We start from the raw sequence: 19,404 nt of genomic DNA, 5'->3' as shown, positions 1-19,404 counted from the left end.
GGCGAGCGGCCTTGGGTGCCTGACTCTTGGCGCGGGGGAGCCGGCGAGGCGGGTCGGAGTGGCTGCCGGATCTGTCCCGCTGCGCTTGGGCGTGGGGCGAACTGTCCTTGGCTGCCTGGTGCTTGGTGTGGAGGAGGACCGGTGAGGTGTGTGGCGTGGTTGCCAGGGCCGGTTGGCTTGCGCCGGGGCGCGGGGCGCGCTGCCCTTGCGTGCCTGGCTCTTGGCGCGCGGGAGGACCAATGAGGGCCCCCTGGAGGCTGTTGCGCAGAATTGTGACACTTGGCCACCCAAGTGTCACAATTCTCCGCAACAGCCTCCCCCTCCTCCGGACCCGGCCGGAGGCTCACGTCGCCTTGCGTCGACGTGCGGCCCTAACTGCCCTTGCCGGTCTGCGTCTTGGCGACCTGCTGCACGCGGGGCGTACGTATGAGGTGCCGGGCTCCGTGGCCTTGCGTCGGGGCGCTGTCCGGACTGCCCCTGCTGGCCCGCCTCTTGGAGGGGTGCCGCAGGTGGGGGAGAGCATATGAGGCGCCCGACGCGGCCCGTCCGTCCCGTCTCCCTGCGCGAGGCGCGGGCCGAACTCCCTCTGCTCGTCTGCCTTGTGGTGCTTGTGGCGCTGCTCAGCGGTGTCGCCGCCGCGGGGCCCGGGTTGCTCGACCGGCTGGCCGGGCGGGCGCTGGGCTCGAGGCTGGAGCAGGTGCAACGGGCGGAGCCCGGGGTTCAGTTGAGCGCGCGGTTCGATCCGGCGGAGACCGTGGAGGAGGGTGGCCCGGCAGCCGACCTGGGTGACGATCTGGTTCCCACCACCGACGTGATCGAGAACGCCGCTGCTACTGCCCTCGGCGGCGGGCTCGTGCATGACTCGACCCGTATCGAGCTGCCGCTCGTCCGTACCGCCACGGGAGCCGGGGACGTGGGACTGGGCCTGGTGTACGCCTCCGACGCGCCGGGCCGTGCCGCCTATGCCGAGGGGCGGCCGCCCGACCCGGACAGCAAGGCCGTCGAGATCGCCGTCTCCATCCGCACCCGCGACACGCTGCGGCTGCGGCTCGGGCAGCAACTCCCGCTCCAGCCCGGCGCGTTGAAGGACGTCCACGCCACGGCCGTCGTCGTCGGGTTCTTCACCACGGGCGACGACCGGCTGTGGCGCGAGAAGCCCCAGCTCGGGCGTCCCACGCAGCACCCGCCGCGCAGCGCCTCCGGGCTCGACTGGGAGGCCCGCGCCCTCGTCGCCCCGCGTACCGTCACCATCCTCCAGTCGCAGGCGGGCGCGTCGCTCACCGCCAACTGGGGCCTGCGTCTCGACCTCGACGAGGACGCCGCCACGCGGTTCGCCGACGAGCAGGGACAGCGCGAGCTCCAGCGGCTGCTCGCGCGCTACCCGGACGACGCCCGCACCGTCTTCTGCGGCGACATCGCCGACTACGGCGGCAACTTCTGCCAGCTCGGCCAGCACGCCGCCACCACCCTGCAGGACAGCAGCCAACTCCCGGACGTGGTCACGGAGTTCGGCGCGCAGTGGCGCCAGGGCAGCACCGTGATCTCCTTCGCGCTGGCTTCCCTGCTCGTCACCGGACTGCTCACGGCCGCCGTCACGGCGCTGCTCGCGGTCCGCCGCCGCCTCGACGCCCACCGGCTGCAGATCGCCCGCGGCGCCTCCGCGCCGGGTCTCGCACTGGCACGGGCGGCACAGACCGTGCCCGCCGCACTGCTCGGGCTCGCCGCCGGACTCGCCGTCGCGCGGGCGCTGCCGGGACCTTCACCCGCGTACGACCGTGGCGTGCTCGTCGCGGCACTCGTCTGGCTGCTGCTGCCCGCACTCACCTGGCACGCCGTGCGCGACCGCACCACCCGCACCCGGCACGAGCCGAACCGGCATGCGGCGGGTCGACGGATCGTCGCCGAGGCGCTGGTCCTGCTGCTCGCCGCGGCCGGAGTGCTCGCGCTGCGGAGCCGCGGCACGGCGGGCGACGCCGGGCCCGACCCCCTGCTCGCGGCGGTGCCCGCACTGCTGGGGCTCGCCACCGTCGCCGTACTGGTGCGCTGCTATCCGCTGCCGGTACGGCTGTTGGCGCGCTGGTCCGCGCGGCGGCGCGGTGCCGTGGCCCTCATCGCGCTCTCCCGGGCCGCGAAAGAGGCACCGGGCCGGGCGCTCGCGCTGCTCGTCCTGGTGGTGACGCTGGCGGGCGCGGTGTTCGGCGGCCTTGTGGCCGGGACACTGACGGAGGGGCGCCGGGAGGCCGCCGCCTGGCAGGTCGGCGCCGACGCGTCCTTCCGTGGCGCGGGCCGCAACCCCGACCTCGCTGACCGGCTGACCCAGGTGCGCGGAGTGCGCGACACCGTCAGCGTGCGGCAACTGCGGGTCGACCCGACGAGCGGTACCAGCGGGGAGCGGTACGGCATCGCGAGTCTCATCGGCGTCGACGGCGCGAAGTTGCGGGCGCTGGCGCCCGGTTCGGCCGCCGGTCGCGCACTCGACCACGCAGGGCTCACCGCACCCGGACGCGGCCGGGACATCCGGGTCTTGGCCACCGGAGCCCGCGCCGGCGACCTGCTCACCATCACCTCGCACGGTAGAAAGATCGGCTTGCGCGTGGTCGCCACCCTCCCCGACGAGGTACTCAGCGACCCGGCGATCGGGCCCGTCCGCGCCACGACGGCACCCCGCGACCAGCTGCTCCTTGCCGACAACCGTGACCTCAAGGCCTTCACCGGAAGCGACTTCGAGGAGAGCGCCCTGCTGCTGTACGGACCGCGGCTGGACGTGCAGGCACTGCGCGCCCTCGTGCCGCGAGCCGCCTCCGACACCTCCGTCGGCGAGCTGCGTATCCGCGCCGAGGAGGAGGCCGAGGCCGACGCGGACGGCATGGTCGATGTGCTGACGGCCGCGCACACCGCGAGCACCGGGCTCGCCGTACTCCTCGCGCTGCTGGCCCTCGTTCTCGAACTGATGCTGTCCGCCCCGGCCCGCGGCCGCACCGCCTCCTACCTGCGCACGCTGGGCCTCGGCCACCGTGCCACCTCAGCCCTGCACCTGCTCCAACTACTGCCGATGGCGCTGGCGGCCGTGGTCGGCGGCACCGCGCTCGGCCTGACACTGCCCGCACTGCTCGGACCCGCCCTGGAACTACGGGAGTTCACGGGCGGACCCGCCGCCCCCACACCACGCCCCGACCTGCTGCTGACCGCCGCCCTGGGCGCCGGCCTCGGCCTGCTGGTCATCATGGCGGTGGTCGTCGAGACCTGGATCGGACGGCGCCGCGGACTCGGCGCCGTCCTGCGCCTCACGGAGGAACGGTGACCGAACCTCACGCGAACGACCTGCGGAAACTGGAGGAACGGGCCCGCGAAGCCCGGCGTCCGCGCGCGGACGCCGGACTCGTCGTCTGCGACAACCTGGTCCGCGTCTACCGCACCGACGAGGTCGAGGTGCAGGCCCTCCAGGGCCTCGACCTCGTTGTCGAGGAGGGGGAGTGCATGGCGCTCGTCGGAGCCTCCGGTTCCGGCAAGTCGACGCTGCTGTCCATCCTCTCCGGGCTCGACCTGCCCACGGCGGGCCGGGCCAGGGTCGCCGGACACGATCTGCTCGCCATGGGGCGCCGCGAACGGCTCGGCTACCGCCGGCACACCGTCGGCTTCGTATGGCAGCAGACGGGTCGCAACCTGCTGCCGTATCTGACCGCCCTGGAGAACGTGGCACTGCCGATGAAATACGCGCGCGTGCCGCGCGGCAAACGAGCCGCACGCGCCGCCGAACTCCTCGACGTACTCGGCGTCGCCCACTGCCGCGACCGCCGACCCGCCGAACTCTCTGGCGGCGAACAGCAGCGCGTCGCCGTCGCGGTCGCCATGGCCAACTCGCCGCGCGTGCTGCTCGCCGACGAACCCACGGGCGAGCTCGACACGGCGAGCGGCGAGGAGGTGTTCGCCACGCTGCGCCGCGCCAACGAGGACTTCGGCGCCACCGTCCTCGTCGTCACCCACGACCCTCTCGTCTCCGGCCAGGTCCGCCGAACTGTCCGCATTCGCGACGGCCGCACGTCGACGGAAACCCTCCGCACGCCGGATGGCGCGGACGCGGAGGAGTACACGGTCCTCGACCGCGCGGGCCGCCTCCAACTCCCGCGCGACTACGTGGAACGCTACGGCCTGCGCGGCCGCGTCCGCCTGACAGCGGAACCGGACCACGTGGGCGTATGGCCGGACGAGACGGACGAGACGGACGAGACGGACGAGACGGATGGGACGGACGGGACCCGGTCTGCGGGGATGCCCTAGCGAAAAACCCGGTGCCCTGCCCGCGCCGGGTTCCCTACACTCGCCACACAACGCGCGCGCCGCCACGACATGACGGCGCGCCACGTGATGAGTGAGGGGAGCCCGGCCATGCGGTACCGCACCGCTGTCGTCGTTCCCCGGTCGCTGTACGAGGTGATCCTCGTGTCTTCGGCTGGCCGGTGCCCGCTGCGCGGCCGGTACCGGATGTCCGTGACGAACGCCTGACTCGGCGGCGCCACCTGACGCGGTAGCGCCAGCGCCCGACTCGATGAAGTCGGGCTCGCACACCACCTCAACGCGTGGTGCTTGCCTGCCCGTTGACGTCCCGACAGGCCCGTATCGCCGGGAATCGCGCTGCCCGATTCTGGATTCACCCCGAAAGGCCATGGGCCGTGCGCAACAACCTGCACCGTCAACTCACCAGTCCGCTCACCGCCGTTCGCAACCTGGGCATCCTCGCCCACGTCGACGCCGGGAAGACCACCGTCACCGAGCGGATCCTGTACGTCACCGGAACCACCCACAAGCGGGGTGAGGTCCATGACGGCACGACCGTCACCGACTTCGATCCTCAGGAGCGCGATCGTGGCATCACCATCTTCGCCGCGGCGGTCAGTTGCGCCTGGGACGGCCACCGGATCAACCTGATCGACACCCCGGGGCATGTCGACTTCTCCGACGAGGTGGAACGCTCGCTGCGCGTGCTCGACGGCGCGATCGCGGTGTTCGACGCCGTCGCGGGAGTGGAGCCGCAGAGCGAGTCGGTGTGGCGGCAGGCCGATCGGCACGGTGTGCCACGGATCGCCTTCGTCAACAAGCTGGACCGCGCCGGTGCAGACCTCGACAGGGCGGTCGAGTCGATCCGGGAGCGGTTGCATCCGGCCCCGCTGGTCGTCCAGTTGCCGATCGGCACGGAGGACGGCTTCACCGGGGTGGTGGATCTGGTGCATATGAGGTCGCTGGTCTGGGCCGACGGCAGCGAGGCGGTCGACGAAGGTCCGGTTCCGGATGTCCTGCGGGATGAAGCGCACCGGCGCCGACGGCAGTTGGAGGAAGCGGTGGCGGAACTCCATGCGCCCGCACTGGAGGAGTTCTGCGCGCGGTCCGCTCTCTCCACGCGGACGCTGACCGCCGCGCTGCGCGATCTGACCCGTACCGGTGACGGCGTGGTCGTGCTGTGCGGCTCGGCCTATCGCAACCGCGGAATCGAGCCGCTGCTGGAGGCCGTCGTCGCGTACCTGCCCTCGCCGCTGGACGTGCCCGCGATACGGGGCACTCAGGACGGCGCGGAGCAGGAACGGGTCGCTGACCCGGCGGCGCCGTTCGCGGCACTGGCGTTCAAGGTGAACGCGACCGCCACGGGGCGGCTGACGTACGTACGTCTGTACTCGGGAACGATTGAGAAGGGAGACACGGTATGGGACGCGAGCGCACGGCGCACCGAGCGCATCGGGCGGATTCTGCGCGTCCAGGCCGACCGGCACGCCGAGTTGGACCGGGCCGTGGCCGGGGACATCGTCGCGGTGGTCGGACTGAAGTCCGCCCGCGCCGGGTCGACCCTGTGCGCACCCTCGGCTCCTCTCCTTCTCGAACCGCCGAGCGCCGCCGACCCGGTCGTCTCCGTGGCGGTCGAGGCGAGCAGGAGCACCGACACGAACCGCTTGGCGTCGGCGCTGACGCGGCTGGTCGAGGAGGATCCCTCGCTGGTGGTCAGGACCGACCCCGAGACCGGCCAGACCGTGCTGTCGGGGATGGGCGAGCTGCACCTGGAGGTGGCGGTGGAGAAGATCCGGCGCGCTCACGGGCTGGCCGTCGGCGTCGGCCGGCCGAGGGTGGCGTACCGGGAGACCCTCGTCCGTGGCGTGTCGGGGCTGGTGTACCGGCATGTCAAACAGGACGGCGGCGCCGGTCAGTTCGCCCATGTCGTCCTTGACGTGGGGCCGCTGGAGGCCACCCCTGGTGCCGGCGGTTCCGATGGTGCCGGCAGTGCGACCGGCTTCGCGTTCCGGTCGACCGTCGTCGGGGGCCGGGTGCCGAAGGAGTACGTACGAGCCTTCGAGGCGGGGTGCCGGGACGCGCTGGCCGAGGGGCCGCTCGGCGGTCATCCGGTGACCGGGGTGAGTGTCGTACTGACCGATGGGGCGACCCATCCGAAGGACTCTTCGGAGATGGCGTTCCGGACGGCAGGCCGACTCGCGCTCCGTGACGCCCTGCGCGCCGGCGAGATGGCGCTCCTGGAACCGGTGGTCGACGTCACGGTCACCGTGCCCGAGGACGCCATGGGCGGAGTGCTCGGCGACCTCGCGGCGCGGCGCGGCCGGGTCACCGGCTCGGTCGTGCGGGCGGGCGCGGTGGTGATCACGGCGACCGTGCCGCTGGCCGAACTGTTCGGCTATGCCACGCGGTTGCGCAGCCGGAGCCAGGGCCGGGGCACGTTCACCACCCGGCCCGCCGGGTACGCCCTGGCGCCGAGCGCGGCGTCCGACGGGGTCCTGGCCCGGTAGCTCCAGGGGCCGGTGACGGCTACAAGGACCGTGGCTTGAAGGACGGTTGCTTGAAGGCCGGTGGCAACAAAGACGGTCCCGCCCGTACGAGACGTACACGGGCGGGACCGTTCCGGGCGTCTGACGACAGGGCCCTACTGCTCGCGGCGGCCCATCAGGTCGTAGCCGGCCTCGTCCACGGCCTCGGCGACCGCGTCGTACGACAGGCGCTCGCCGCTGGACACCGTCACGTGGCCGGTCTTCAGATCGACCTCTACGCCCGTGACGCCGTCGAGGGCGCCGACCTCGGAAGAGACGGCCTTGACGCAGTGGTCGCACGTCATGCCCTTGACCTCGTAAATGTCCTGCACCATGACTCCGCTCCTCTGGCTGCTTGGCTCTAGGTTTTCTACTCGGTCCTGATGGAGCCATCATACCCCTAGGGGGTATGGGTTTTGTCAAGGGCCGGCGTCAAGGGTCGGCAAGGCCTGAACGGGCCGCTTTCCCGGCACGTACTAAGGGCACCAGTACGAGCCGCAGTCGGTCGATGCGGAGGTATCGATGGGAATCATGGCCCTGACCTGGTCCATCGCGGTGCTCGCCGGGCTCGTGGCCGCGGTCAGCTCGGTCCGGATGGTGACCAGCAGAGGCGGGGCCCGGTTCGCGGCGGGCGGCGATCTGCTGATGAGTGTGTGTATGGCCGCCATGTCCCTGCCGCTGACGGTGAGTTGGTACGCGGAGTACGGCATGGGGTGGGCGGTGGCGTTCGCGCTGCTGGGGCTCGGCGGGGTCGCGCTGGCCGTGAAGCACACGCGTGAGGGCGGGTGGAGGCATGGCCGGCACTGGGTGCATCTGATCGTCGGCAGCGCGGGCATGGTGATCATGACGCTGGCCATGACGAGTACGTCCTCCGGGCCGGTGCTCGCTCTGGGCGGCTCCCACATGGCGCACATGCCGGGAATGCAGCACATGGCGGCGGGCTCGGAGTCGGCAGGGCACTCGCATACGGAGGCCATGCACGGTCACGGGCACGGGAGCGTCGTACAGGGGCACGGTCATGGGACGGAGTCGTCCGATCTGTCCGCCGCCGGCGGTGCCGACGCATCGGCGTACTCGGGTACCGCTGTCTGGCGTCTCGTGGTCGTCGCGCTCGCGGTCTACTTCCTGTTGTCGATCGCCGCGTCCGTGTGGGCGCAGATCCGGGACGCAACCAACCGGAGCCACCGTCTCACGGAGGGCCGTGAAGGTGGCCGCCGCAACAGCTGGAGCCGTTGGCTGCTCGCCATGCCGGACACGGTCGTCGTGTTCCTGGCCTCGCTGACGCTCGCGTTCCGGGACCGGGGCCGTACGGCGAAACTCGACGCCCACCGCCACCGCCGCCGCCCCGGAGCCGCACCCGAGGCCGCGCTGGCCGCCCATGTCGGCATGGGCGGCACCATGGCGGCGATGCTTCTGCTGATGGCGGTTTAGCGGGCTGCATTTGCCTCAGTTCGCCGCCTGGAACCCCCGCAGGCGCAGGCTGTTGCCGACCACGAAGACCGAGGAGAAGGCCATCGCCGCTCCCGCGATCATCGGGTTGAGCAAGCCGGCCGCCGCGAGGGGGAGGGCGGCGATGTTGTAGGCGAAGGCCCAGAACAGGTTGGACCTGATGGTGCCGAGGGTGCGGCGCGCGAGGCGGATCGCGTCGGGCGCGGCCCGTAGATCGCCCCGTACGAGCGTGAGGTCGCCGGCCTCGATGGCGGCGTCCGTGCCCGTACCCATGGCCAGGCCCAGGTCCGCCTGTGCCAGCGCGGCCGCGTCGTTGACGCCGTCGCCGACCATCGCCACCGAACGGCCCTCCGCCTGAAGGCGCTTGACCACGTCCACCTTGTCCTGGGGGAGAACCTCGGCGATGACCTGGTCGATGCCGACCTCGGCGGCGACCGACCGCGCGACCGCTTCGTTGTCGCCGGTCAGCAGGATCGGAGTCAGGCCGAGCGCCCGCAGTCGGGTGATCGCCTCGGGGCTGGACTCCTTGACGGCGTCGGCCACCTCGAGAACCGCACGGGCCTCGCCGTCCCAGGCGACCGCGATCGCCGTACGTCCGGCCGCCTCGGCCTCCGCCTTGGCGCGCTCCAGACCCACGGGCAACCGGATCTCCCACTCTCCGAGCAGCTTCTCCCGGCCGACCAGAACCGCGTGACCCTCGACGATGCCCTGAACGCCGAGACCCGCGACGTTCGCGAAGTCCTCGGGGGTGGGCAGCTCGCCGACCTTCTGCGCGGCGCCCGAGGCCACCGCCTTCGCGATCGGGTGCTCCGAGGAGTGCTCCAACGCACCGGCCAGGCGCAGTACTTCGTCCTCGGTGGTGCCGTCGACGGTGTGCACGGAAAGGAGGGTCATCCGGCCGGTGGTCACCGTGCCGGTCTTGTCGAGGACGATCGTGTCGACCTTGCGCGTGTTCTCCAGTACCTCGGGGCCCTTGATCAGGATGCCGAGCTGCGCGCCGCGCCCGGTGCCGACCATCAGCGCGGTCGGCGTCGCGAGCCCCAGGGCGCACGGGCAGGCGATGATCAGTACGGCGACCGCGGCGGTGAAGGCGGCGGTCAGCCCGGAACCGTTGCCGAGCCAGAAGCCGAGGGTGGCCAGGGCGAGGCCGATCACGATCGGTACGAAGACCGCGGAGATCCGGTCGGCGAGCCGCTGGGCGGCGGCCTTGCCGTTCTGCGCGTCCTCCACCAGCTTGGCCATACGGGCGAGTTGGGTGTCGGAGCCGACGCGGGTGGCCTCGACGACAAGGCGTCCGCCGACGTTCAGCGTGGCGCCGGTGACGCCTTCGCCGGCCTCGACCTCGACCGGTACGGACTCGCCGGTCAGCATGGAGGCGTCCACGGCGGAGGAGCCCTGGACCACGACACCGTCGGTGGCGATCTTCTCTCCGGGCCGCACCAGGAAACGGTCGCCGACCTTCAACTCGGCGGTGGGGACGGTCTCTTCGCGACCGTCGGCCCGCAGAACCGTCACCTCCTTGGCACCGAGTTCCAGCAGCGCCCTGAGGGCCGCGCCCGCCTTCCGCTTGGACCGGGCCTCGAAGTAGCGGCCCGCGAGGATGAAGGCGGTGACTCCGGCGGCGGCTTCGAGATAGATGTTCCCGGCGCCGTCACCGCGGGCGATGGTCAGCTCGAAGGGGTGCGTCATACCGGGCGTGCCGGCCGTACCGAAGAAGAGGGCCCACACCGACCACAGGAACGCGGCCGACGTACCGACCGAGATCAGCGTGTCCATGGTGGCGGCACCGTGCCGGGCGTTGGTCCACGCGGCGCGATGGAAGGGCCAGGCGGCATACGTCACGACCGGCGCCGCCAGCGTCAGGGACAGCCACTGCCAGTACTCGAACTGGAGGGCCGGGATCATCGCCATCGCGACCACGGGCACGGCGAGGGTGACGGCGGTGATCAGACGCTCGCGGAGCGGCCGCAGTTCGTCGTACGCATCGGAATCGGGCCCTTGCTCGCCGCCGGGTGCGGACTCGGGGCGTACGGGCGCGGGCTCGTGGGCGGTGTAGCCGGTGGCCTCGACCGTGGAGATCAGGTCCTGGACGGAGACGTCCTCGTCCCGGTACGTGACCTTGGCCTTCTCGGTGGCGTAGTTGACGCTCGCCTCGACGCCGTCCATGCGGTTGAGCTTCTTCTCGATCCGGGCCGCACAAGAGGCGCAGGTCATGCCGCCGATGGCGAGTTCGACCTCGGCGGCGCCGGGGGTGGTGGTGGCCATGTCCGCTCCTCGGGGCGTGGCGGGTGGATTCTCCTTGAATACCCCATGGGGGTATTAAGATCTGCGTCTCCATGTATACCCCCGCCCCGTATTCGATTCAAGTGCTGATTCGACTTGACTGTGTACCCCCTGGGGGTATGTTAGGAGCGTCGGTCGCCCCGAGCGGCGGCCCTGGAGACTGGAGAAGGGACCCCGCCATGCACACCGCACTCAAGCTCACGACCTTCGCCGCCGCGCTCGCTGCGACCTTCGGCGCGGCCTACGGAGTGGGCAACGCCGTCGACCCCGTGGTGTCCGACGACGACAAGACGGCCGAGGCCGCACAGCACGGCGGCCACGCGGCGGACAAGGAGAAGGACGGAGGCGGCGGCCATAGCGGCGGCGCGGAAGCTGCCGGCGGGCACGCCGCGGAACTGCCCGGCGGGCTGCAGATCTCCGAGGGCGGCTACACGCTCGACCTGAAGACCTCGCGCATCGAGGCCGGCGAGTCCACGGAGCTGAACTTCGCCATCGTCAAGAACAGCACAGGCCGGAACGTGACCGCGTATCAGCGCGAGCACGAGAAGGAACTGCACCTCATCGTCGCCTCACGCGACCTCACGGTCTATCGCCACCTCCACCCCACCCGTGCCGCCGACGGCACCTGGTCGATCCCGGTCGAGCTGCCGAAGGCGGGCGGCTACCGCGTCTTCGCCGACTTCAAGCCCAAGGGCGCCGCGGAGGGCCTGACCCTGGGCTCCGACCTCGCGGTGTCGGGCCCGTACAAGCCGGCCGAACTGCCGAAGGCCGCACCCACCGCGATCGTCGACGACTACAAGGTCACGCTCAACGGCGAGCTCCGCCCCGGCGCAGCCAGCGAACTCCAACTGAACGTCACCAAGTCCGGCAAGCCCGTACGCAACCTCCAGCCCTACCTCGGCGCATACGGCCACCTGGTCGCCCTCCGCTCAGGAGACCTCGCCTACCTCCACGTCCACCCCAACGGCGAACCCGGCGACGGAAAGACGAACCCCGGCCCGCAGGTGTCGTTCACAGCAACGGCCCCCAGTAAGGGCGCGTACCGCCTCTTCCTCGACTTCAAGCACGAGGGCAAGGTCCGTACGGCGGCTTTCACGGTGTACGCGGGGGGTGCGCCGGCAACGGCGGAGCCGACCGCGGAGGAGCACGGTTCGGAGGACGGCCACGGGCACTGAAGCTGGAGCGCCTGCGACGCCGAGAGAATGCAGGCATGACTGCACTCACGATCCGCGATGTTCCGGACGAAGCTCTGGCCGTCCTGCAGGCCCGCGCCGCTCAGGCGGGCAAGTCGCTCCAGGCGTACGCGCTCGACGTACTCGTCGGTGCAGCCGCCCGGCCCACGCTCGTCGAGATCGCCGCCCGGGCCGAAGCCGAGGCCGGCGCGAGTCTCAGCACGTCCGACGTGTTGTCCGCGATCGACGACGCACGGGCGGGCCGGTGATCGTGATCGACTGCTCGGCGGTCGTTATCTCTCACCGACGAGGGCCAGACCTGCTGTGTGGCTGAACACCCGGTCAGCACCAAGCAGTTCTGGTCGAAACCGGAGCGGTCGGCGGCCCCGCCCCGTCGGAGACGCGCAGCAGCCCGCTCGTCGTGGCCACGGCGCGGAGGAGGTCGTTCGGGTGGCGGTTCGGGATTTTGATTCCGGCCCGGGTCGTGAGGAGCGGGCCTCCGTGAGTCGGGTCTCGGGGCCGGCGCCTGTGGGGCAGGTAGGCCTCGATCGCCTCCCGGAGAAGCGGCGGGAGGTGGACGAAGCGCGGGTGGCCGGCGGGATCGTACAAGCGGAGGGTGTCGGGGCCGCGGCTGACGTCGTGGGTGGTGGTGAGGTCGTCGAGGGTGATGCTCCGGATCTCGGCGGAGCGCAGGCCCAGACCGGTCAGCAGGTAACCGCAGACGCGGTCCAGGTGTGGCTGAGGGGAGTCGGCCGGTCCGCGCTCGTCGAGCGCCGCGAGGAGGACCGTGACCTGCCAGGGGTCCAGGCGGGACGGGGTGAGTTGCGCGCCATTGGTCAGCCGGGGGCGGCGCTCGGCTGGGTTGTACAGGGCCGCGTTCTGGCGGACGGCGTACGCGTAGAAGGAACGTACCGCCGAGACTTGCCGTGCCGTCGAGCTGTGGGGCGCTCCCGGCCGATGGGCCCATAGAGCGATGTGCTGGGCGGCGACCCGGTCCCACGCAAGGTTGGTCTCCGCGCAGTGGCTCAGCCAGCGACGGGCATGACGACGGTAGCTCTCACGAACGCGCTCCGGATACGTACTCACCCCGAGCCAGTCACCGACCAATTCCTCAGGATCCCAGCCCACTTGGCCCCACCTCCTCGCCCACCCGGCCATTCACGCATCGTTCCATTGCCGCGGGTGTGCGGGCGGGGCTGAGACAGTGCGTCACGCGATGGGGTGACATTCCACGGGCCGCCATCCGTGCGGTTCGCCGGTCCGTATGGTCCGCCCAGGAAGATCATCACTCACTGCTGACAACGGAGGGCTTCCATGGGCGGCCTGTCCTTCTACCGCGACGACGACGGCACCATCACCGGACGCAACCTCGACACCGGCTTCACCGTGATCGATACCGACGAGGAGGAGGTGAAACGGCGGCTGTACGAGAACGCCGGGTGGGACTACACACCTCCGCCGCCGCCCGTTCCGCCGGGGTTCCACCGGTTCGCCCTGGTGCATGACGAGTTCGGTGGCGCGGGCTTCGACGACGAGCGGTACGCGCGGTTGCGGGAGAATCCGCCCAGTGGGTGCGAGCCCGACGACTGGGGCTGCTTCGCGCTGGAGTGTGAGCGGCCCGGGGCGACGCTCCTGGCCGCGGTCACCGACACCGTCGCCGAAATCCGGCGTGAGTACGGGCTGGTGATGAGCAGCCTGGGGATCGAGAAGCCCGAGGAGTGGTACGGCGAGGGCAAGGACGGATTCAAGGGGCGGGTCGTGGCGCATCTGCTGCTGATGGCCGCCCACCGAGCCGCCCTCATCGGCTACAGCCGTGACGAACTGGTCGCCCTGCTCGACGCGGCGAGTACCGGAACCCGAGAGGACGCGGAAGCCGCGGAGGGCGCGGAAGCCGAAGAGGACACGGAGGCGGAGGCGTAGGCCTCAGTGGCCACGGGCTCGGCCGTCTCGCGAGCGCGAGGCGTCGTCCCGCCCTCCCGGTTCCGCCACAGCCACCCGATGTCCCGGCCGAACGACCACACCAGCGAGCCCAGCGCCAGGACGACCGTCGCCAGCGTCGCCGCGTACGGGAGGATCTGCGCGCCTGCGATCAGCAGAGCCACGCCCTGGAGGGCTGCCACCGTCTTGCGGCCTGTGCTCGGGGGCAGGGCGGCGTTCAGCCAGGGCATGAAACGGGCCGCCGCCACGAAGGCGTACCGCATCCCGCCGATCAGCAGCACCCACGGGCCGAGCTGCGTGGAGACGTACACGCTCAGCACCAGGATCAGGAACGCGTCGACCTCCATGTCGAAGCGGGCGCCCAGCGCGGTCGAGGAACCGGTGCGGCGGGCGACCTTGCCGTCCACCGCGTCGAGGATCAGCGCGACCGCGGTCAGGGCGACCAGGAGCGTGACCGGCGGCGGGCTCTGGAAGGACTCCGCGACCAGGGCCGTGACGCCGGCGACGAGCGTGGCGCGGCCGAGGGTGACGCGGTTCGCGGGGCCGAAGGAGCGGGGGCGGGTGCGGTGCAGGGCGCGGGCGAGCACGGCCCAGGTGGCGAACGCGAAGGCCAGGCCCGTCAGCCAGCCCGCAGGACCCATGCCGATCGCCGTGCCGAGGACGGTCAGCAGGAGGAGCATCGCGCCCGCACCCACCGCCGTTTCCTGCTGCACCTGCAAGAGCCTCGCGTCGTACGTGTTGTTCAGGGCCACCGCACATCCTCCGGCCAGATGACAAAGTCGATCACTGCCGCTTACGTTGTCCGCGGCTTCGCAACGGTCGGTACGTGCACAGTCGCCGGATCGTTCAGCGGGACTCAGCAGGTTCACAGCTCGGGCACGACTGAGCGGCACAAGTGCAGCACGAAATTTCAGGAGGATGAGATGCCGATGGACCGCGCAGCGCGCGCCTTCTGGCTGGAGTCTCCGGGGCACGGAGGGATACGGGACATCGAACTCCCGAGCCCCGTCGAGGGCGAGGTGCTGGTGCGCACGCTCTTCTCCGGAGTGAGCCGGGGGACCGAGACCCTCGTCTTCCGCGGCGGCGTGCCCGAGAGCCAGTACGGCTCGATGCGGGCGCCGTTCCAGGAGGGCGAGTTCCCGGGGCCGGTCAAGTACGGGTACTTGAACGTGGGCCTGGTGGAGGAGGGCCCGGCGTCGCTCCTCGGGCGGACCGTCTTCTGTCTCTATCCGCATCAGACCCGGTACGTCGTCCCGGCCGCCGCCGTGACCCCCGTACCCGAGTCCGTGCCCGCCTCGCGCGCCGTCCTTGCAGGGACCGTCGAAACCGCGGTCAACGCCTTGTGGGACGCCGCCCCGCTCATCGGCGACCGCATCGCGGTGGTGGGCGCCGGGATGGTCGGCGCGAGTGTCGCCGCCCTCCTCGCCCGGTACCCCGCCGTCCGCGTCCAGCTCGTGGACGCCAACCCGGCGCGGGCCGAACTCGCGCGGGCACTCGGCGTCGACTTCGCGCTCCCCGCGGACGCCGCCGGCGACTGCGACCTGGTCGTGCACGCCAGCGCCACCGAAGCCGGACTCACCCGCTCTCTCGAACTCCTCGCCCCGGAGGGCACCGTCCTCGAGCTGAGCTGGTACGGCGACCGGCGGGTCAGCCTGCCGCTGGGCGAGGCCTTCCACTCCCGCCGCCTGGTCGTCCGCAGCAGCCAGGTGGGCACGGTCTCCCCGGCCAGGAGCGGGCGCCGTACGTACGCCGACCGGCTCGCCCTGGCGCTCGAACTGCTCGCCGACCCCGCACTGGACGCGCTGATCACCGGCTCCTGCGCCTTCGAGGAACTGCCGGAGGCGATGGCCGCGCTCGCCGCGGGCGAGACGCAGGCGCTGTGCCACCTGGTTCGGTACGACACTGAAGGGGATTGAGGAGGGGACTGAGGGGCCTGACCGCCCCGGATCGGTTCGGAACCACGCCCGGTGACCGGTCCACCGAACGACGCGTCCGAGCCACGCGCCTAATCGAAAACCAGAAACGAAAACCCGCCGAAACTTCCTCCCGTACCGCCTGAACACGGAGAACGGACCTGCCGTACTACACGGCACGCCCGGCAGAGGGATCAGACGCGCCGCACCTGGAGGGTCGTCCGTTGTTCAGCATCACCGTCCGCGATCACCTCATGATCGCCCACAGCTTCCGCGGGGAGGTCTTCGGACCCGCGCAGCGCCTGCACGGCGCGACGTTCCTCGTGGACGCCACCTTCCGCCGCGCAGAGCTGGACGACGACAACATCGTCGTCGACATCGGACTGGCCACACAGGAACTGGGCGGGGTGGTGAGCGAGTTGAATTACCGCAACCTCGACAACGAGCCCGACTTCGCCAACACGAACACCTCGACGGAGTTCCTGGCCAAGGTCATCGCCGACCGCCTCGCGGAGAAGGTGCACAAGGGAGCGCTGGGCGAGGGCGCCCGCGGACTGTCCGGCATCACGGTCACCCTGCACGAGTCGCACATCGCCTGGGCGAGTTACGAGCGTGCGCTGTGAACAAGCACGCCGACATCATCCCCATGTCCCTGCGCGCCATGCACTTCGTGATGCCCGGCACAGTGGACGACCCGAGCAAGCCCAGCGGCGGCAACACCTACGACGCCCGGGTCTGCCTCGACCTCCCCGCCTTCGGCTGGCAGGTCCACAAGCACGCGATCGACGGCAGCTGGCCCCGGCCCGGAGCCGCCGCCCGCGAGGAACTGGCCCGCACCCTCAGCGAGATGGCGGACGGCAGCCGCGTACTCCTCGACGGACTCGTCGCCTGCGCCGCCCCCGAGATCATCGCCGCGGAGACCGAGCGGCTGCGCCTGGTCGTCCTGGTCCATCTGCCGCTCGGCGACGAGACGGGCCTCGACCCCGGCCTGGCGGCGGAACTCGACGCCCGCGAGCGCCGCACGCTGCGTTCCGTGCCCGCGATCGTCGCCACCAGCGAGTGGGCGGCCCGCAGGCTGGTCGCCCACCACGGGCTGGCCCCCGACCGGGTCCACGTCGCCGCGCCCGGCGCCGACATCGCGCCGCTGGCAGCCGGTACCGACGGCGTCTCGCGGCTGCTGTGCGTCGCCTCGGTCACCCCGCGCAAGGCGCAGCACGTCCTCGTCGAGGCCCTCGCGACCATCACCGACCTGAACTGGAGCTGCGTCTGCGTCGGCGGCCTGGGCCAGGACCCCGGCTATGTCGCCGAACTGAGGGAGCTCATCGATCTCCACGGCATCGGCGACCGGCTGCAACTCGTCGGCCCGCAGGCCGGAGCCGAACTCGACGCGAGCTACTCCTCCGCGGACCTCATGGTGCTGACCTCGTACGCGGAGACGTACGGCATGGCCGTCACCGAAGCGCTGGCCCGGGGCATCCCCGTCCTGGCCACGGACGTCGGCGGGCTCCCCGAGGCGGTCGGGCGCGCGCCCGACGGCGGGATGCCCGGCGTGCTCGTACCGCCGGAGAACGCGGCGGCACTCGCGGCGGAACTGCGCGGCTGGTTCACGGACGCCGATGTACGACGCCGGCTGCGGGCCTCCGCCCGCGGACGCAGGGCCGCACTGGACGGCTGGGCCGCGACGGCCCGGAGCCTGGCCGGTGTGCTGGGGCGACTTGGGCGGGACGAAAGGAAGGGGGCAGCGTGAGTACGAGCATGACGCCGCCCGGACGCGCGACGACGAAGGTCCCGGCGCCCGAGGTGGGAACGATCCGGCTGGGTGACCGCAGGCGCGGCGCCGACACGGAGGCCGACGACGAGGTGACGCGGTACGCCCCCGAGTGGCTGGAGCTGCGCGAGCCCGCCGACGCCGCCGCGCGGTCGGTCGAGCTCCTGGACCCGCTGCGGATCCGGCTCGCGAACCTGCCGCAGCGCCGGTCCAACGGCCTGATCATCCACGACCTCGGCTGCGGCACCGGCTCCATGGGCCGCTGGCTCGCCCCGCGGCTCGACGGCCCCCAGCACTGGGTGCTGAACGACCACGACCCGTATCTGCTGCACTTCGCGGCCGTCGGCTCGCCCCGTACGGCCGCCGACGGCAGCCGCGTCACCGTCGAGACACAGCGCGGCGATGTCTCCCGGCTGACCGCGGACGCGCTGGCCGGTGCCTCGCTGGTGACCGCCTCCGCCCTGCTCGACGTACTCACCGCCGAGCAGATCGAGGCGCTCGCCGCGGCCTGCGCCGGAGCCGGCTGCCCGGCCCTGCTGACGCTGTCGGTGGTGGGGCGCGTCGAACTCACGCCCGCCCATCCGCTGGACGACGAGATCACCGAGGCGTTCAACGCCCACCAGCGCCGCGGCGACCTGCTCGGACCCGACGCGGTCACCATCGCCTGCGACGCCTTCGCCCGACACGGCGCGACGGTACGGGTGCACCCCAGCGCCTGGCGACTCGGCCCCGACGAGTCCGCGCTGACGGCGGAGTGGCTGCGCGGCTGGGTCGGCGCGGCCGTCGAGGAGCGCCCCGAACTCGCCGAGCGCGCGGGCGCCTATCTGCGGGAGCGTCTCGCGCAGTGCGCGGCGGGGGAGTTGAGGGTGGTCGTGCACCACAGTGATCTCCTCGCCCTCGCCCGTCCGACGGGAGGAGCGGCATGAGTGCGCAGGCGGTGGCAGCCGACGCGCAGCCCCGCGCCGTCCGGGCCGAGCCGAAACCGAGGCCGGTCCTGGACGGCGGCGACGAGCAGGCGATACGGGGCGCGCGGGCGGCCCGGGCTCCCAAGCCGGTCACGGACGCGCGCCGCACCCTTCGTACGCTCTGGGCGCGTGTCAACTCCCGCGCCGTGCGCACCCACTTCGGCACTGTCGCGGGCGTCGTCATCCTCGGCGTCCTCGTCTGGCGGATGGGGACCGGCGTCGTCGTGGACGGACTGCGCCGGGTCGACGGGCCGACCGTGCTGGCGGCCCTCGGCATCGGCGTGGTCACCACGGTGTTCAGCGCCTGGCGCTGGTGCCTGGTCGCCCGAGGCCTGAAGATCCGGCTGCCGCTGGGTCCGGCCGTCGCGGACTACTACCGCTCCCTGTTCCTGAACGCGGCGCTGCCCGGCGGCGTACTCGGCGATGTGCACCGCGCCGTACGCCACGGGCAGAGCGCCGGTGATCTCGGCCGGGGCGTACGCGCCGTGGTCCTCGAGCGGGTGGCGGGCCAGGTGGCGCTGATGGCCGCCGGCGGGGTCGTCCTGCTGACGCTGCCCTCGCCGGTTCAGGCCCAGACCCGGCACCTCGTCGAGGCGTCCGCCATCGCGCTGGCGCTCGCCGCGATGATCGCGGCCGTGGTCGCGGTACGGCTGAAGGGCTCGTCGCCCTCGTCGCGCCGCATGCCCCGTCTGCGCAACGCGCTCACCGAGGCGCGTGAAGGACTGGTGGCCCGCCACACCTGGCCAGGTGTCGTCGTCTCGTCGGCCGTCGTGCTGGCGGGCCACCTCGTGATGTTCCTGCTCGCCGCCAGGGTCGCGGGATCCGACGCGTCCCCAGTCGTGTTGCTGCCCCTGGCGGTGCTCGCCCTCCTGGCCATGGGACTGCCGCTGAACGTGGGTGGCTGGGGCCCCCGTGAGGGCGCCACCGCCTGGGCCTTCGGCGCCGCCGGACTCGGCGCGAGCACCGGCCTCTCGGTCGCCGTCGTCTACGGAGTGCTCAGCCTCGTGGCGAGCCTCCCCGGCATCGGCGTACTCGTCGCACGGTGGGCGATGGGCCTGCGGCGCCCCCAACCCTCGTACGAGAAGGGCGTGTCGCAGCGCCACAACGGCCATGTCC

At 71.8% G+C, this 19,404-nt stretch carries 15 protein-coding genes and 1 pseudogene; 12 read left to right on the top strand and 4 right to left on the bottom strand.

The features are described 5' to 3' along the window. The first annotated feature begins 523 nt into the window (after positions 1-523). From OHT21_RS07235 to fusA, 3 genes are all read left to right on the top strand, one after another. Positions 524-3,301, top strand: coding sequence for a hypothetical protein (locus OHT21_RS07235; RefSeq protein ID WP_328767420.1), 2,778 nt, complete (start codon positions 524-526; stop codon positions 3,299-3,301). Beyond that, positions 3,298-4,278: an ABC transporter ATP-binding protein gene (locus tag OHT21_RS07230; RefSeq protein WP_443050325.1), complete on the top strand. Its 981-nt coding sequence runs from the start codon at positions 3,298-3,300 to the stop codon at positions 4,276-4,278. The genes OHT21_RS07235 and OHT21_RS07230 overlap by 4 nt, the downstream gene beginning before the upstream one ends. A 392-nt stretch (positions 4,279-4,670) precedes the next feature. After that, positions 4,671-6,782, top strand: coding sequence for an elongation factor G (fusA, locus tag OHT21_RS07225; RefSeq protein WP_328767419.1), 2,112 nt, complete (start codon positions 4,671-4,673; stop codon positions 6,780-6,782). A 134-nt stretch (positions 6,783-6,916) separates the two neighbouring features. Here fusA and OHT21_RS07220 read toward each other — a convergent pair whose 3' ends face one another. Beyond that, positions 6,917-7,135: a heavy-metal-associated domain-containing protein gene (locus OHT21_RS07220; protein ID WP_328767418.1), complete on the bottom strand. Its 219-nt coding sequence runs from the start codon at positions 7,133-7,135 to the stop codon at positions 6,917-6,919. 187 nt (positions 7,136-7,322) lie between these two features. On the opposite strand from OHT21_RS07220, the gene OHT21_RS07215 reads away from it, so the two are divergent. Further along, on the top strand, positions 7,323-8,231 hold the full coding sequence (locus OHT21_RS07215) for a DUF5134 domain-containing protein (protein ID WP_328767417.1): 909 nt from the start codon (positions 7,323-7,325) through the stop codon (positions 8,229-8,231). A gap of 15 nt (positions 8,232-8,246) precedes the next feature. Here the strand turns inward: OHT21_RS07215 and OHT21_RS07210 are convergent, their stop codons facing one another. Beyond that, on the bottom strand, positions 8,247-10,514 hold the full coding sequence (locus OHT21_RS07210) for a heavy metal translocating P-type ATPase (protein WP_328767416.1): 2,268 nt from the start codon (positions 10,512-10,514) through the stop codon (positions 8,247-8,249). Between the two features lie 197 nt (positions 10,515-10,711). On the opposite strand from OHT21_RS07210, the gene OHT21_RS07205 reads away from it, so the two are divergent. Then, positions 10,712-11,707: a hypothetical protein gene (locus OHT21_RS07205; RefSeq protein ID WP_328767415.1), complete on the top strand. Its 996-nt coding sequence runs from the start codon at positions 10,712-10,714 to the stop codon at positions 11,705-11,707. A gap of 35 nt (positions 11,708-11,742) precedes the next feature. After that, on the top strand, positions 11,743-11,973 hold the full coding sequence (locus OHT21_RS07200; protein ID WP_328767414.1) for a FitA-like ribbon-helix-helix domain-containing protein: 231 nt from the start codon (positions 11,743-11,745) through the stop codon (positions 11,971-11,973). A gap of 73 nt (positions 11,974-12,046) precedes the next feature. Here OHT21_RS07200 and OHT21_RS07195 read toward each other — a convergent pair whose 3' ends face one another. Beyond that, on the bottom strand, positions 12,047-12,832 hold the full coding sequence (locus OHT21_RS07195; protein ID WP_328767413.1) for a tyrosine-type recombinase/integrase: 786 nt from the start codon (positions 12,830-12,832) through the stop codon (positions 12,047-12,049). Between the two features lie 186 nt (positions 12,833-13,018). Between OHT21_RS07195 and OHT21_RS07190 the strand changes: the two genes are divergently transcribed. After that, complete coding sequence (locus OHT21_RS07190) at positions 13,019-13,624, top strand: hypothetical protein (RefSeq protein ID WP_328767412.1); 606 nt, start codon at positions 13,019-13,021, stop codon at positions 13,622-13,624. Here OHT21_RS07190 and OHT21_RS07185 read toward each other — a convergent pair. Further along, positions 13,510-14,394, bottom strand: a complete 885-nt coding sequence (locus OHT21_RS07185; protein WP_328767411.1) for a CDP-alcohol phosphatidyltransferase family protein — start codon at positions 14,392-14,394, stop codon at positions 13,510-13,512. The two genes, OHT21_RS07190 and OHT21_RS07185, sit on opposite strands and share 115 nt — an antisense overlap. Before the next feature lie 177 nt (positions 14,395-14,571). Here OHT21_RS07185 and OHT21_RS07180 point away from each other — a divergent pair, with 177 nt between their 5' ends. From OHT21_RS07180 to OHT21_RS07160, 5 genes and pseudogenes are all read left to right on the top strand, one after another. Then, positions 14,572-15,558, top strand: coding sequence for a zinc-dependent alcohol dehydrogenase (locus OHT21_RS07180; RefSeq protein WP_328767410.1), 987 nt, complete (start codon positions 14,572-14,574; stop codon positions 15,556-15,558). A 221-nt stretch (positions 15,559-15,779) separates the two neighbouring features. Continuing rightward, positions 15,780-16,178 carry a 6-pyruvoyl trahydropterin synthase family protein gene (locus tag OHT21_RS07175; protein ID WP_165339306.1) on the top strand — a complete coding sequence of 133 codons (399 nt, stop codon included), beginning with the start codon at positions 15,780-15,782 and terminating at the stop codon, positions 16,176-16,178. Positions 16,179-16,201: 23 nt separating this feature from the next. Then, a complete protein-coding gene (locus OHT21_RS07170; RefSeq protein WP_328773983.1) occupies positions 16,202-17,302 on the top strand; it encodes a glycosyltransferase family 4 protein in 1,101 nt (366 codons plus the stop codon). 8 nt (positions 17,303-17,310) lie between these two features. Continuing rightward, a complete protein-coding gene (locus OHT21_RS07165) occupies positions 17,311-18,249 on the top strand; it encodes a class I SAM-dependent methyltransferase (RefSeq protein WP_235989606.1) in 939 nt (312 codons plus the stop codon). Next, positions 18,246-19,250, top strand: a pseudogene (locus OHT21_RS07160) (lysylphosphatidylglycerol synthase transmembrane domain-containing protein); the annotation flags it as partial. The gene OHT21_RS07165 and the pseudogene OHT21_RS07160, both read left to right, overlap by 4 nt. Positions 19,251-19,404 lie beyond the last annotated feature (154 nt).

Origin of the sequence: Streptomyces sp. NBC_00286 (assembly GCF_036173125.1) — a bacterium.
In the GTDB taxonomy this organism is placed as follows: Bacteria; Actinomycetota; Actinomycetes; order Streptomycetales; family Streptomycetaceae; genus Streptomyces.
Note: the sequence above shows the minus strand (reverse complement) of the source record. Positions and strands in the feature narration are given on the sequence as shown.

Bases quoted from the DNA above. Each gene is read 5' to 3' on its own strand.
- OHT21_RS07235 (WP_328767420.1), top strand. From the start codon at position 524: ATGAGGCGCCCGACGCGGCCCGTCCGTCCCGTCTCCCTGCGCGAGGCG.
- OHT21_RS07220 (WP_328767418.1), bottom strand. From the start codon at position 7,135: ATGGTGCAGGACATTTACGAGGTCAAGGGCATGACGTGCGACCACTGC.
- OHT21_RS07215 (WP_328767417.1), top strand. From the start codon at position 7,323: ATGGGAATCATGGCCCTGACCTGGTCCATCGCGGTGCTCGCCGGGCTC.
- OHT21_RS07210 (WP_328767416.1), bottom strand. From the start codon at position 10,514: ATGGCCACCACCACCCCCGGCGCCGCCGAGGTCGAACTCGCCATCGGC.
- OHT21_RS07205 (WP_328767415.1), top strand. From the start codon at position 10,712: ATGCACACCGCACTCAAGCTCACGACCTTCGCCGCCGCGCTCGCTGCG.
- OHT21_RS07200 (WP_328767414.1), top strand. From the start codon at position 11,743: ATGACTGCACTCACGATCCGCGATGTTCCGGACGAAGCTCTGGCCGTC.
- OHT21_RS07190 (WP_328767412.1), top strand. From the start codon at position 13,019: ATGGGCGGCCTGTCCTTCTACCGCGACGACGACGGCACCATCACCGGA.
- OHT21_RS07180 (WP_328767410.1), top strand. From the start codon at position 14,572: ATGGACCGCGCAGCGCGCGCCTTCTGGCTGGAGTCTCCGGGGCACGGA.
- OHT21_RS07170 (WP_328773983.1), top strand. From the start codon at position 16,202: ATGTCCCTGCGCGCCATGCACTTCGTGATGCCCGGCACAGTGGACGAC.
- OHT21_RS07165 (WP_235989606.1), top strand. From the start codon at position 17,311: ATGACGCCGCCCGGACGCGCGACGACGAAGGTCCCGGCGCCCGAGGTG.